This window comes from Peterkaempfera podocarpi, assembly GCF_042466665.1.
In the GTDB taxonomy this organism is placed as follows: domain Bacteria; phylum Actinomycetota; class Actinomycetes; order Streptomycetales; family Streptomycetaceae; genus Peterkaempfera; species Peterkaempfera podocarpi.
This window is the reverse complement of the sequence record NZ_CP162102.1, coordinates 5,219,289-5,232,757: the sequence shown is the minus strand read 5'-3', so window position 1 is coordinate 5,232,757 and position 13,469 is coordinate 5,219,289. Positions and strand designations below refer to the sequence as shown.

Here is a 13,469-nt window from a genome sequence, read left to right as displayed (position 1 = left end):
GGTATGACGACTGCAACTCCTGCCCCGCGCGGCCTGCGCGCCCGCCTGCGCGGCCTCGTCCACGAGGTCATGAAGTTCGGCACGGTCGGCCTGTTCGGCGTTGTGGTGAACCTCGCCGTCTTCAACCTCTGCATCCACGCGCTCCACTGGGCTCCGGTGCGTTCCGGTGTGCTGTCGACGCTCGTGGCGATCGGGACCAACTACATCGGCTACCGGTTCTGGGTCTACCGGGACCGCGATGCTGCGCCCGTTCCCGGGAGATCACCCTTTTCCTGATCTTCAGCGGTATCGGCATGGTGATCGAGAACGGCACATTGTGGATCTCCCACTACACGCTCGGCTTCGACTCGGCACTGGCCGACAACATCGCCAAGAATGTGATCGGCCTGGGCCTCGGCACGATGTTCCGCTTCATCTCCTTCCGCACCTGGGTCTTCCGGGCGCTGCCGCAGCTCGAGGAGCCCGCGGCCGAAGCGGAGGGTGAACCCGCGCTGGCACTGGCCGGCCACCAGCCCGCGCAGTCCGCCGCGGAGGCCTGACCGGCGGCTAACGCTCCTTGACCGGTCGGCCGAGGAAGAGTGCGAAGACCGGCGGCCGCAGGGACAGCAGTTCCAGGCGGCCGCCGTCGGCTTCTGCGAGGTCGCGCGCGACGGCCAGGCCGATGCCGGTGGAGTTCCGGCCGCTGACCGTCCGCTCGAAGACCCGGGCGCCCAGCGCCGGCGGGACGCCCTGGCCCCCGTCCTCCACCTCCACCACCACCGAGGTGCCGGTGATCCGGGTGGAGACCACCACGGTGCCGTCCCCGTGCATCAGTGAGTTCTCGATCAGCGTGGCAAGCACCTGGGCGACGGCGCCGGGGGTGCCCACCGCCTCCAGGCCGTGCAGGCCCTCGATCTCCAGGTGCCGGCCGGCGCCGCGCAGGGTGGGCCGCCACTCCTCGGCCTGCTGCTTGACCACCTCGTCCAGGTCGAAGGTGACCGCGGAGGCGCTGCGCGGGTCGCGCTGGTTGGTGAGCAGCCGCTGCACCACATCGGTGAGCCGCTCCACCTGGCCCAGGGCGATCGCGGCCTCCTCCTTGACGGTCGCCGGGTCCTCGGTGGCGATGATCTCCTCCAGTCGCATGGAGAGCGCGGTGAGCGGGGTGCGCAACTGGTGGGAGGCGTCGGCGGCGAGGCGGCGCTCCGCGGTGAGCATCCGGGCGATCCGCTCGGCGCTGGAGTCCAGCACCTCGGCGACCCGGTCGAGCTCCGGGGCGCCGTAGCGGCGGTCGCGGGGGCGCGGGTCGCCGGAGCCCAGGCGTTCGGCGGTCTCGGCGAGGTCCTTGAGCGGCCGGGTGAGGCGGTTGGCCTGCCAGACGGCGAGGGCCACGGCCGTCTGGACGGCGAGCAGCGCGACCACGCCGAGCATCAGCAGCATATTGCCGATCTCGCGCTGGACGTCCTGCCGGGAGTGCTCGACCACCACGCTCTCGCCGCGGCCCCCCGACTGGGCGGCGCGCACCGGGTCGCCGCCCGCGGGCCGGCTGCCGATCCGGATCGGCCCATGGCCGGGGATGCGCACCTCGGCGAAGGAGCCATCGGTGACCTGGCCCTTGAGGTCCCCCACGCCGACCGGTTCACCGGCGGCGATGCGGTTCTCGACGATGCCCAGGAGCCGGACCGCCTCGGCGCCGGCCCGGTCCTGTGCGGCGCTCTCGATGGTGCGCTTCTCGAAGAGGGCCAGCGGGACGCAGAACACCACCACCATCACCAGGACGACGCCCAGCAGGGAGTTGATCATCCTGCGTCGCACGCTGCCGGTCAGCCCTTCTCGAAGCGGAAGCCCACGCCTCGCACGGTGGTGATGTAGCGGGGGTTGCCCGCGTCGTCGCCGAGCTTCTTGCGCAGCCAGGAGATGTGCATGTCGAGGGTCTTGGTGGAGGTCCACCAGGTGGTGTCCCACACCTGCCGCATGATCTGCTCCCGGGTGACGACCCGGCCGGCGTCCCGGACCAGGACGCGCAGCAGCTCGAACTCCTTGGCGGAGAGCTGGAGCTCCTCCTCGCCGAGCCAGGCGCGGTGCGACTCCACGTCGATCTTCACTCCATGGGCGCCGGTGGTGAGGTCCACGGTGCCGCGGCGGAGCAGGGCGCGTACGCGGGCCAGCAGCTCGGCGAGCCGGAAGGGCTTGGTGACGTAGTCGTCGGCGCCGGCGTCGAGGCCGACCACGGTGTCGACCTCGTCGGCGCGGGCGGTGAGGACCAGTACGGGAAAGCCCTTCCCGTCCGCGCGCAGCCTGCGGCACACCTCCAGGCCGTCCATCTCGGGCAGGCCGAGATCGAGTACCAGGAGGTCGATGTCCTCCTCCAATCCGGTTTCGAGGGCGGCAGGGCCGTCCTCGCGCACCAGCACCTCGTAGCCTTCCCGGCGGAGCGCTCTGGCCAGCGGCTCCGAGATGGCGATGTCGTCCTCGGCGAGCAGAACTCGGGTCATGGGGCGATGGTAGTCCGCGTCTCCCGCGACGATCAGGAGCGTGGGGGGCTGTGAAGTGGAGCACAGCAGGGGCGTCGGAGCCGAGTTGCGCGCAGGTATGGATTCATCAAAGACTGTCCACTCTGACCTTGTGTTCCAAGGAGAATCTTCGGCCGAGCCTGCGACTTCACGCAGAAAGGTCGTTTCGGACGGCTACACCACTATTCGTGATCAATAGTCCTTCCAGTCCGTTATCACACGAATGGTGGCCGTACAGTGGTCGAGTCCCGTGTCACGCCGGGGCACATCTGTGCCCGCGGTGCCCGGGACGGGCGGGCAACCCCGCCCGGTCCCGCACAGCCAGACAAGGAACGGCTCTCACACATGGCGTCCACCCCGACGGAGGCGGTCATCCCGCGAATCGCCGACAGCGGTACCGGTAAGACCTTTTTCGGCCAGCCACGCGGCCTGGCAACCCTGTTCATGACCGAACTGTGGGAGCGTTTCAGCTTCTACGGCATGCGGGCCCTGCTGGTGCTCTACCTGGTGGCACCGACCGCCAAGGGCGGCCTCGGCTTCAACCTGGCCACCGCCACGGCGATCTACAGCGTCTACAACGCCATGGTCTATCTGCTCGCCCTGCCGGGCGGCTGGGCCGCCGACCGGCTCTGGGGTGCACGCCGCACGGTGGCCATCGCCGGTGCGGTGATCATGGTCGGCCACTTCCTGCTGGCCGTACCGGCCACCGTGTCGTTCTTCGTCGGCCTGGTGCTGATCGCGGCCGGCTCCGGACTGCTGAAGTCCAACATCTCCACCATGGTGGGCCACCTCTACGAGGGCCCGGACGACCCGCGCCGCGACGGCGGCTTCACCATCTTCTACATGGGCATCAACGTCGGTGCCTTTGTCGCGCCGCTGACCATCGGCACCGTCGGCGAGCAGGTCAACTGGCACCTGGGCTTCGCCCTGGCCGGTGTCGGCATGGCCCTCGGCCTGGTCCAGTACCTGCTGGGCAGCCGCCACCTCAGCAAGCGCAGCGACGCCATCCCGGCACCGCTGACCACCGCCGAGCGCAACGGCCTGCTGCGCAAGGCCGGCTTCTGGTCGCTGCTCGCGGTCGTCTTCTACGCGATCGTGGTGCTCTCCGGCCACTTCACCATCAACTGGGCCATGTGGCCGCTGATCGTCGCCGGCCTGGCCATCCCCGCGTTCTACCTGCTCCGCATCAAGCAGGACCGGGACCTGAACGCCGAAGAGCAGTCCAAGATGACCGGCTACATCTGGTTCTTTGTGGCCGCCGCCATCTTCTGGATGATCTACGACCAGTCCGGCTCCACGCTGAACATCTTCGCGGAGCAGAACACCTCCTCGACCCTCTTCGGCCTCGGCTTCCCCGCCAGCTGGTTCCAGTCGCTCAACCCGCTGATGATCATGGCTCTGGCCCCGGTCTTCGCCTGGCTGTGGGTGGCTCTGGCCCGGCGCGCCAAGGAGCCGACCACCACCGTCAAGTTCGCCTACGGGCTGCTGCTGATCGGCGCGTCGTTCCTGGTGATGATGCTGGCCCAGGCCGCCGCCTCGGACGGCACCAGGGTGAGCCCGCTGTGGCTGACGGTGGTCTACCTGATCCAGACCGTGGGTGAGCTCTGCCTCTCCCCGGTGGGCCTGTCGGTCACCACCAAGCTGGCACCGCAGAAGTACGCCAGCCAGATGATGGGCGTCTGGTTCCTCGCGGTCACCGCGGGCGACTGCGTCACCGCACTGGTCCAGCTGGCCGGCGCGAACATCGACAGCCAGTCCTACTTCGCCTTCCAGGGCGTGCTGGCCCTGCTCGCCGGTGTCGCCGTGGTGATGTACCGGCGCAAGGTGGTGGGCCTGATGGGCAATGTGCGCTGACCCGGCACAGCGCACAGCGCACAGCGGCCGGGGCCGGTACGGAGATCTCCGTACCGGCCCCGGCCGTATGTCCGCGGTCAGGAGCGCACCCAGGGGGCGTCCAGCTCCACCCAGACCGTCTTGCCGTGCCCGGTCGCCCCGTCCGCGCCGTCCGGCGGGCGCCCCGCCACGCCCCAGCGGCGGCTGAGCCGGCCCACGATGTGCAGACCGTGGCCGCCCGGCTTGCCGCGCTCATGGGGTTTGCGCGGCTCCGGATGCACCGGATTGGCGTCCGCCACCTCGATCCGCAGGGTGTCCTCGGTGCAGTGCAGCAGCAGCTCCTGCGGACCGCCCGCATGCAGACAGGCATTGGTCACCAGCTCGGAGACCACCAGCAGCACATCCTCGGAGACGGCCAACGACTCGTCGTCCTCGGCGGGCAGCCAGTTCCAGTCCTGCAACGCCCCCCGGGTGAAGTCCCGGCTCCGCGCCACCACGCCCCTCGTCCCCACCAGGGCCAGTCGCCGCACCTGCCCGCCCGGCGGCAACGACACCCGCGGGCCACGCTCTCCGGGGGTGCGTGGATCCTCCGGCACCCTAGGCCGGATGGTGCTCATGCCGCCCCTCCGTTCACACGCGTCCCACACCGCGGCGGCACCCGCACGGCCGGCGCCGTCACCGCCGCGCACCCGTGCCCGACCCGCCCCGGTCGGACTCTGCTGGCACTCCTGCCCGCACTTTGCCGACGGATGCACATCTACTGCTCCGCCAGCGCCTCGTCGAGGGAGTCGTGCAACCGGAAGACCGCATCGGCCCCGGTGATCTCGAACACACGCGCCACTGCCGGGCGCATCGCCGCCAGATGGACCGCGCCGCCCAGCTCCTGCGCCCGCAGTCGGGCGGCCAGCAGCACATTCAGCCCCGTCGAGTCGCAGAACAGCAGCTGGGAGCAGTCGACCACGATCCGGCCCAGGCCGGCGTCGAGGCTGCGCTCCAGAGGGTCCCTCAACAGGTCTGCGGTGTCGTGGTCCAGCTCGCCCGAGGGTGCCACCACCGCACTGCCGCCGACCGTCCGCACCGCGACGGTCAGCCGCGGTTCCGCAGCCCCTGCGACACCCCTCGGCGTCAGGCCCAGGATGTCGCCCCCGGAGCCCTCCGAGCCGGGCACACCGGCTGATCCACGGTCCATCAATGACCTCCCGGCGCCATCATCCCCCATCTGCCCGGGCGATGAACTCGGCTTGCATCCTCCCAGAGAGTAGGGGTAGGCAGGAACAAGAGGTGTCCGTACACGGAGGTGGCATGGCAGCCAGCCATGCGCATCCCACCCGAGGGAGGAGCAGCACCCATGGCAGCCCAGCTCGACGCCACGCGGCCCGTCGACGCGTCGTCGGAGACGGCACGAACCACAGTCCTGGAGCAGCTGGAGGCGACCGCAGAGGTACCGGAAGCGCCCGGCCGCCGCCCGGCCGCGCTGGACGACCTGCCGGAGATCCCGCCCGCGGACAAGGTCGGCCCGCTGGACGCACGTGCCCTGTCCAAGGTCCTCTTCCGCAGGCTGGAGACCCTGGAGGAGGGCACGCACGAGCACGCCTATGTGCGGAACACCCTCATCGAGCTCAACCTGGCCCTGGTGAAGTTCGCCGCCTCCCGGTTCCGCTCCCGCAGCGAGCCGATGGAGGACATCGTCCAGGTCGGCACGATCGGCCTGATCAAGGCGATCGACCGCTTCGAGATGGACCGCGGGGTGGAGTTCCCCACCTTTGCGATGCCCACCATCATCGGCGAGATCAAGCGGTTCTTCCGCGACACCAGCTGGGCGGTCCGGGTACCGCGCCGCCTCCAGGAACTCCGGCTCGACCTGGCCAAGGCCACCGACGAGCTCGCCCAGCAGCTGGACCGCGCCCCGACCGTCGCCGAGCTCGCCCACAAGCTGGACATCCCCGAGGACGAGGTCATCGAGGGCATGGCGGTCAGCAACGCCTACACCGCCAGCTCGCTGGACGCCCAGCCCGAGGAGGACGAGACCGAGGGCGCACTGGCCGACCGCATCGGCTACGAGGACCACGGCATGGAGGGCATCGAGTACCGCGAGTCCCTCAAGCCGCTGATCGCCGAGCTGCCCGAGCGGGACCGGAAGATCCTCTCGCTGCGCTTCGTGGGCAATATGACCCAGTCCGAGATCGGCGCGGAGCTGGGGATCTCCCAGATGCATGTCTCACGGCTGCTCTCGCGCACCCTCACCCGGCTGCGGGCAGGGCTCCTCGTGGAGGAGTGAGCCCGGTACCGCCAGGCCGTCCCGGACCTCCGCAGGTCCGGCGCGCACTGTTGCGCCGGGAGACGCGGTCGCCCGCGTCTCCCGGCGCTGCCCGTCGGGGCCGCGCGGCCTCAGCCGTGCAGTACACCGCCGCGCCAGACCGCGGAGACCAGCGGCACACCGGGGCGGTAGGCCAGATGGACGTGGGAGGGCGCGTCCAGCAGCACCAGATCGGCGCGGGCGCCGGGGGTGACGGCGCCCACATCGGTGCGGCGCAGCGCGCGGGCGCCGCCGGCCGTGGCGGCGTGCACGGCCTCGTCCGGGGTCATGCCCATCTCACGGACCGCGACCGCGATGCAGAACGGCATCGAGCTGGTGAAGCTGGAGCCCGGATTGCAGTCCGTGGACAGCGCCACGGTGGCGCCCGCGTCCAGCAGCCGGCGGGCGTCGGGGTAGCGGGCGCGGGTGGAGAACTCCGCGCCGGGCAGCAGCGTGGCGACCGTGTCCGAGGCGGCCAGCGCCGCCACGTCGGCGTCGTCCAGATGGGTGCAGTGGTCCGCTGAGGCCGCGCCCAGTTCGACGGCCAGCTGCACACCCGGACCGTGGCCCAGCTGGTTGGCGTGCACCCTCGGGACGAGGCCGCGCCGGACGCCCGCGGCGAGCACCGCGCGGGCCTGGTCGCCGTCGAAGGCGCCCCGCTCGCAGAAGACGTCCACCCAGCGGGCGTGCGGGGCGCAGGCGTCCAGCATGGGACCGGTGACCAGGTCCACATAGCCGGCCGGGTCGTCCGCGTACTCGGGGGCCACCACATGGGCCCCGAGATAGGTGGTCTCCGGGGTGTGGCGGGCGGCGATCCGCAGGGCTCGGGCCTCGTCCTCGACGGTGAGGCCGTAGCCGGACTTGCACTCCACGGTGGTGGTGCCCTGCCGCAGCGCCTCGCGGACCAGCCGGGCGACCCCCGCGTCCAGCTCGGCGTCGGAGGCGGCCCGGGTGGCGGCCACGGTGGTGCGGATGCCGCCCGCACTGTAGGACCGGCCCGACATCCGGGCGTTGAACTCCGCGGTGCGGTCCCCGGCGAAGACCAGATGGGCGTGGGAGTCCACAAAGCCGGGGAGTGCGGCGCGGCCGGCCGCGTCGTGGACGGTGTCGGCGGCCGGAGCCCGGTCGGCGGCGCCGACCCAGGCGATCCGGTCGTCCTCCAGGACCACGGCGGCGTCCGTGAGCAGTCCCAGCGGACCGGTGCCGTGTGCCGGGTCATTGGTGACCAGGCTGCCGATGCCGGTGATCAGGGTGGTGGTCATGGGGCTGCCTCTCAGTCGCGCAGTGCGGCCACGGAGTCCCGCAGCGCGGCGGGCACATCGGGGACGAGCCGGTGGACGCCGTCGCGGACGACGGGGCGGCCGCCCACCACCACGTCGCGGACATCGGCGGCGGTGGCGGCGAAGACCGCGGTCTCGGCGCCGAACCGGGGCTCCGGTCCCGCGGTCCGGACGGAGTCCAGGGCGACCGCGACAAAGTCGGCCGGCGCTCCCGGCTCGATCCGGCCGGCCCGCTCCCAGCCGAGGGAGGCATGGCCGTCCTCGGTGGCGGCGCGCAGCAGCGCCGCGGCGGTCCAGTGGCCCCGGCGGTGGGTGCGCAGCCGCTCGTCCAGCTCCAGCGCCCGGGCCTCCTCGAAGGGGTCGATGACGGCGTGGCTGTCGCTGCCCAGGGTGATCCGGCTGCCCGCGGAGGCCAGCCGGCGGGCGGGGCCGATGCCGTCGGCGAGGTCCCGTTCGGTGGTGGGGCACATGCAGACGGCGGTGCCGGAGCCGCCCAGCAGCCCGATGTCCTCGCCGGTGAGGTGGGTGGCGTGCACGGCGCTGGTGCGCGGGCCGAGGACGCCGTGGTCGGCGAGCAGCCGGGTGGGGGTGACCCCGTGGGCGTCGCGGCAGGCGTCGTTCTCCGCGGTCTGCTCGGAGAGGTGGACGTGCAGCGGGCTGCGGCGCTCCTCGGCCCAGCGGGCGACGGTGCCCAGCTGGTCCGCGGGGACGGCCCGTACCGAGTGGACGGCGGCGCCGATCCGGGCGTGCGGGCGGTCCTTCAGCAGCGCGGCGCGGGCTCCCCAGGCGTCGGCGTCGCCGTCGCTGAACCGCCGCTGGTGCGGTTCGGGTGCGGCGCCGAAGCCGGCGGAGAGATAGCAGGTGTCCAGCAGCGTGATCCGGATGCCCGCCCGGGCGGCGGCCTCGATCAGCGCCTCGCCCATGGCGTTGGGGTCGGCGTAGGGGGTGCCGTCCGGGTTGTGGTGGACGTAGTGGAACTCCCCGACGCAGGTGATGCCGGCGAGGGCCATCTCCGCGTAGACGGCGGTGGCCAGCGCCAGATAGCGGTCCGGGTCCAGCGCGGCGGCGAAGCGGTACATCAGGTCGCGCCAGGTCCAGAAGGTGCCGGAGCCGACCTGGACGGTGGAGCGCAGCGCCCGGTGGAAGGCGTGGGAGTGGGCGTTGGCCATGCCCGGCAGCAGCAGTCCGCCCAGCCGGACGGCGCCGTCCGGGCAGGGCCCCGCGTCGGGGGTGACGGCGCTGATCGTGCCGTCGCCCCCGACCGTGACCAGTACCTGCCGCTCCACGGCGGGAGTGCTGCCGCCGGGCCGCTGGAGCCATGCGTACTCGGCCCAGTAGGCGGTCGTCACCGGCATGCCAGCTCCTCCAGGACGTCGGTGAGTGCCGCGGCCCCGGCGAGGCAGTCGGCCTCCTCGGCGGCCTCGTGCGGGGAGTGCGAGACGCCGGTGGGGTTCCGTACGAACAGCATGGCGGTGGGCACGGCGGCGGAGAGGATGCCTGCGTCGTGTCCCGCGCCGGTGGGCAGTGCGGGCACCTCGCGACCGGTGGCCGCGGTGATCGCCGCGGCCAGGCGGTCGCGCAGCGCGGCGTCGAAGTCGACCACCGGGGTGACCGACTCCCGGGTCAGCAGGACGCGCACCCCGTCGCGGTCCCCCTGCTCCTCGGCGGCACGCCGGACAGCCTGGACGGTGGCGTCCAGCGCGGCCTGGTCGGGGGCGCGGGAGTCCAGCCAGCCGCGCACCAGGGAGGCGATGGCGTTGGTGCCGTTGGGCTCCACGGCGACCCGGCCGAAGGTGGCCAGCGATCCAGTGGCGGCGGCCTGCTCGCGGGCGGCGAGCACGGCGGCGGCGTACGTCAGCATGGGGTCGTGGCGGTCGGCGAGGCGGGTGGTGCCGGCGTGGTTGGCCTCGCCGTGGAAGTCGAACCGCCAGCGGCCGTGCGGCCAGATCGCGGAGGCGACGCCCACCTCGCGGTCGCCCAGCGCCCGGCCCTGCTCGATGTGGAGTTCCACGAACGCCCCGATCCGGGCGAGCCGCTCGGCGTCATGGCCGATGGCGTCCGGGTCGCGGCCGGCGCGCTCCATGGCGTCGCCGAGCCGCACCCCGTCCGCGTCGGTCAGCGCGCGGGCCTGATCGGGCGTCAGCACGCCTGCGGTGAGGCGTGATCCGACGCAGGCGACGCCGAAGCGGGCGCCCTCCTCGTCGCCGAAGTTGACCACGGCGAGCGGCCTGCGGGGCCGGACGCCGCGCTCCCGCAGGGCGTCCACCGCGGCGAACGCGGAGACCACCCCGAGCGGGCCGTCATAGGCGCCGCCGTCGGGCACGGAGTCCAGGTGGGAGCCGGTGACCACGGCGTCGCCGGCCTGCGGGTCGCCCCACCACGCCCACTGGTTGCCGTTGCGGTCCGTCTCGCAGGCCAGGCCGCGGGCCCGGGCCTGCTCCTCGAACCAGGCCCGGCACTCGGCGTCGGCGCTGTTCCAGGCGTGGCGGCGGTAGCCGCCGGTGGCGCCGTGGCGGCCGACGGGCAGCAGGTCCCGCCACATCCGCCGATAGGCGTCGCCGGCGGCGCCGAGCCGCTCCTCGGTGGAACGCACTCAGCCCTCCTCGCGCATCGGCACCCGCACACCGCGCTCGTCCGCGACCTCCGCGGCCCGGTCGTAGCCCGCGTCGACATGGCGGATGACGCCCATGCCCGGGTCGTTGGTCAGGACGCGGCGGATCTTCTCGCCCGCCAGCGCGGTGCCGTCGGCGACGGTGACCTGGCCGGCGTGGATGGAGCGGCCGATGCCGACGCCGCCGCCGTGGTGGATGGAGACCCAGGAGGCGCCGGAGGCGACATTGACCATGGCGTTGAGCAGCGGCCAGTCGGCGATGGCGTCGGAACCGTCGAGCATCGCCTCGGTCTCCCGGTAGGGGGAGGCCACGGAGCCGCAGTCCAGGTGGTCGCGGCCGATGACGATGGGTGCGGAGAGCTCCCCGCTCGCCACCATGTCGTTGAACCGCTCGCCGGCCTTGTCGCGCTCGCCGTAGCCGAGCCAGCAGATACGGGCGGGCAGGCCCTGGAAGTGCACCCGCTCCTGGGCCATCCGGATCCAGCGGGCGAGGGACTCGTTCTCCGGGAAGAGGTCCAGCACCGCCTTGTCGGTCTTGGCGATGTCGGCCGGGTCGCCGGAGAGCGCCGCCCAGCGGAAGGGGCCCTTGCCCTCGCAGAACAGCGGCCGGATGTACGCCGGGACGAAGCCGGGGAAGGCGAAGGCGCGGGAGTAGCCGGCCAGCTGGGCCTCACCGCGGATGGAGTTGCCGTAGTCGAAGACCTCGGCGCCGCGGTCCTGGAAGCCGACCATGGCCTCCACGTGCGCGGCCATGGACTCCCGGGCCCGCTGGGTGAACTCGGCGGGCTTGGCGGCCGCGTACTCGGCCATGTCCTCGAAGTCGACGCCGATGGGCAGATAGGCCAGCGGGTCGTGGGCGCTGGTCTGGTCGGTGACGATGTCGATGGGGGCGTCCATCGCCAGCAGCTGCGGCACCAGGTCGGCGGCGTTGCCCAGCAGGCCGATGGAGAGCGGCTGCCGCTTGTCGCGGGCCTCGGTGGCCAGTTCCAGCGCATGGGCCAGACTGTCGGCCTCGACGTCCAGATAGCGGTGCTCGATGCGCCGGGCGATACGGCTGGGGTCGCAGTCGATGCAGATGGCCACGCCGCCGTTCATGGTGACGGCGAGCGGCTGGGCGCCGCCCATGCCGCCGAGGCCTGCGGTGAGGGTGATGGTGCCGGCCAGGGTGTCGTTGAACCGCTTGGCGGCGACGGCGGCGAAGGTCTCATAGGTGCCCTGGAGGATGCCCTGGGTGCGATGTAGATCCACGACCCGGCGGTCATCTGCCCGTACATGGTGAGGCCCAGCTGCTCCAGCCGCCGGAACTCCTCCCAGTTCGCCCAGTCGCCCACCAGGTTGGAGTTGGCGATCAGCACCCGCGGCGCCCATTCGTGGGTCTGCATCACGCCCACCGGGCGGCCCGACTGCACCAGCAGGGTCTCGTCCTGCTTGAGGGTCTGCAGGGTGCGGACGATGGCGTCGTAGGAGCGCCAGTCGCGGGCGGCCTTGCCGGTGCCGCCGTAGACGACCAGCTTCCCGGGGTGCTCGGCGACCTCGGGGTCGAGGTTGTTCATGAGCATCCGCAGGGCGGCCTCCTGCTGCCAGCCCTGCGTGGTGAGCCCGGCGCCCCGCGGCGCCCTGACCTCGCGCGGACCGCTCTGCTGCTGGGTCATGCGCCTCGACCTCCCTGTTGCTCCGCCCTCCGGCGGAATGGATGGATCCATTCACACTTTCCGCGAGTGAATGTATCCAATCATCATCCGGTCGGCCAGGGGCCCCGGCCCCCTCGGGCCGAAAGCGCCGGACGCCCGCCCGCCGGCCGGTGACCGGCGGCGGACGGGCGTCCGGTGGGAGGCGTCAGCGTCGGCGCGTCCCGATGTTCTGGATGTTGTTACGGCCGTTGATGGCAGTCCCCTCGACGGAGTTGTCGCTGTTCAGGGAGCCCGTGACGTTATCGTGGCTGCCGGAGTCGTTGGCATCCCCCTTGATCTCGACATTCTGGCTGTTCTTGAGGTTTCCGCTGTTCACCGGGCCGTTGGCGCAGATGTACTGGTCCGGTTGGCAGAACACATCGGAGTCGAGGTCCATCGTGGGCCTGTTGTTCCAGCCCCACGACTGCCCCAGTGACCAGGGCGACCAGGACGCCATGGCAGGCGCTGCCCCGGAAAGGATCAGGCCACCGGCCCCGGCGATCATCACGGCACATCGCGCGACTCGTCTCATCGCGCCCTCCTGTTCTCCCACCGCCCGGAAGCGAAGCAGGGCGGAATCGGCGAGGGCATGCCTACCTCGGCCACGGCATCCGGAACGTCCCAGCCCCCGTCTTCACCCGAACGGCCAGCCGCCGCCCTATCCGTGGTGGCCGTGCACCCCTCGCACGGCCTGGACAGTGTTGCCGCTGTTGAGGTCGTCGCCGGAGACGGAGTTGGCCGCGTTGGAGGAGCCGTTGACGCTGGACAGATTGCCGCTGTTGTTGGGGTTCCCGTGGTTGATGAAGTTCCCGCTGTTGAGGCTGTTGCCGCTGTGGATCGCCCCGTTGACGCACTCCACCGGCGCCTTGTACGTCACCCCGACCAGCGGGCCGCACAGTACCCCCGAGGTCACCGAGGCCAGGGAGCCGAGGTCGGCGCCGACCACCGCGGACAGCAAGGACTGCCGCGGTTCGCCGACCTGCGCCGCGGCGCCGTGCGCCGTCACGGCCAACAGCCCCAGAACGCCCCCGGCGACAGCACCAGCCCGTGCGACTCGCCTCATGTCCCTCGCGCTCCCCACAGGTTCCTGGCCACGACATAACGGTTATACGTTGAGATATCCGCCAAACCATGAACCGACCTGCCCCGCATTCCGAAATGGGCCGATCGGCCCATCGGGCACCCCGCCGCGGCAGCACACCTCCTCGCCGCGGACATTGGTAGGAAACCCATAGAGCTTCGCAATGAAGTCCGTACACAACAGCAGCTCCGCGCCCTGGGGCCGACTGA

13 protein-coding genes and 1 pseudogene are annotated in these 13,469 nt (G+C 71.8%); 4 read left to right on the top strand and 10 right to left on the bottom strand.

The genetic code is table 11. From position 1 onward, the window contains the following. Positions 1-3: 3 nt before the first annotated feature. Positions 4-276, top strand: coding sequence for a GtrA family protein (locus AB0761_RS23120; protein ID WP_377271032.1), 273 nt, complete (start codon positions 4-6; stop codon positions 274-276). Between the two features lie 17 nt (positions 277-293). Beyond that, entirely contained in the window at positions 294-539 is a 246-nt protein-coding gene (locus AB0761_RS23115) for a hypothetical protein (protein ID WP_377271031.1), read from the top strand. A gap of 7 nt (positions 540-546) precedes the next feature. On the opposite strand, the gene AB0761_RS23110 is transcribed toward AB0761_RS23115, so the two are convergent. Both AB0761_RS23110 and AB0761_RS23105 read right to left on the bottom strand, forming a co-directional pair. Then, the gene (locus AB0761_RS23110; RefSeq protein ID WP_377271030.1) at positions 547-1,791 is read right to left on the bottom strand and encodes an ATP-binding protein; all 1,245 of its coding nucleotides are present in this window, start codon (positions 1,789-1,791) and stop codon (positions 547-549) included. An 8-nt stretch (positions 1,792-1,799) separates the two neighbouring features. Next, entirely contained in the window at positions 1,800-2,471 is a 672-nt protein-coding gene (locus tag AB0761_RS23105) for a response regulator transcription factor (protein WP_055591110.1), read from the bottom strand. A 363-nt stretch (positions 2,472-2,834) separates the two neighbouring features. On the opposite strand from AB0761_RS23105, the gene AB0761_RS23100 reads away from it, so the two are divergent. Next, positions 2,835-4,343: a peptide MFS transporter gene (locus AB0761_RS23100; protein WP_377271029.1), complete on the top strand. Its 1,509-nt coding sequence runs from the start codon at positions 2,835-2,837 to the stop codon at positions 4,341-4,343. A gap of 77 nt (positions 4,344-4,420) precedes the next feature. On the opposite strand, the gene AB0761_RS23095 is transcribed toward AB0761_RS23100, so the two are convergent. Continuing rightward, the gene (locus AB0761_RS23095) at positions 4,421-4,939 is read right to left on the bottom strand and encodes an ATP-binding protein (protein WP_377271028.1); all 519 of its coding nucleotides are present in this window, start codon (positions 4,937-4,939) and stop codon (positions 4,421-4,423) included. 140 nt (positions 4,940-5,079) lie between these two features. After that, positions 5,080-5,511, bottom strand: coding sequence for an STAS domain-containing protein (locus AB0761_RS23090; protein ID WP_377271027.1), 432 nt, complete (start codon positions 5,509-5,511; stop codon positions 5,080-5,082). A 159-nt stretch (positions 5,512-5,670) separates the two neighbouring features. On the opposite strand from AB0761_RS23090, the gene AB0761_RS23085 reads away from it, so the two are divergent. Further along, entirely contained in the window at positions 5,671-6,600 is a 930-nt protein-coding gene (locus AB0761_RS23085) for an RNA polymerase sigma factor SigF (RefSeq protein WP_377271026.1), read from the top strand. A 110-nt stretch (positions 6,601-6,710) separates the two neighbouring features. Here AB0761_RS23085 and hutI read toward each other — a convergent pair whose 3' ends face one another. From hutI to AB0761_RS23055, 6 genes and pseudogenes are all read right to left on the bottom strand, one after another. Further along, complete coding sequence (gene hutI, locus AB0761_RS23080) at positions 6,711-7,880, bottom strand: imidazolonepropionase (RefSeq protein ID WP_377271025.1); 1,170 nt, start codon at positions 7,878-7,880, stop codon at positions 6,711-6,713. A gap of 11 nt (positions 7,881-7,891) precedes the next feature. Then, positions 7,892-9,253, bottom strand: a complete 1,362-nt coding sequence (locus tag AB0761_RS23075; RefSeq protein WP_377271024.1) for a formimidoylglutamate deiminase — start codon at positions 9,251-9,253, stop codon at positions 7,892-7,894. Then, on the bottom strand, positions 9,244-10,440 hold the full coding sequence (locus tag AB0761_RS23070) for an allantoate amidohydrolase (protein WP_377274275.1): 1,197 nt from the start codon (positions 10,438-10,440) through the stop codon (positions 9,244-9,246). Before AB0761_RS23070 ends, AB0761_RS23075 begins: the two co-directional genes overlap by 10 nt. A 51-nt stretch (positions 10,441-10,491) precedes the next feature. Continuing rightward, positions 10,492-12,161: pseudogene (gene hutU, locus AB0761_RS23065) on the bottom strand (urocanate hydratase). Between the two features lie 184 nt (positions 12,162-12,345). Beyond that, on the bottom strand, positions 12,346-12,711 hold the full coding sequence (locus AB0761_RS23060) for a hypothetical protein (RefSeq protein WP_377271023.1): 366 nt from the start codon (positions 12,709-12,711) through the stop codon (positions 12,346-12,348). 126 nt (positions 12,712-12,837) lie between these two features. Then, positions 12,838-13,242: a hypothetical protein gene (locus tag AB0761_RS23055; RefSeq protein ID WP_377271022.1), complete on the bottom strand. Its 405-nt coding sequence runs from the start codon at positions 13,240-13,242 to the stop codon at positions 12,838-12,840. Positions 13,243-13,469 lie beyond the last annotated feature (227 nt).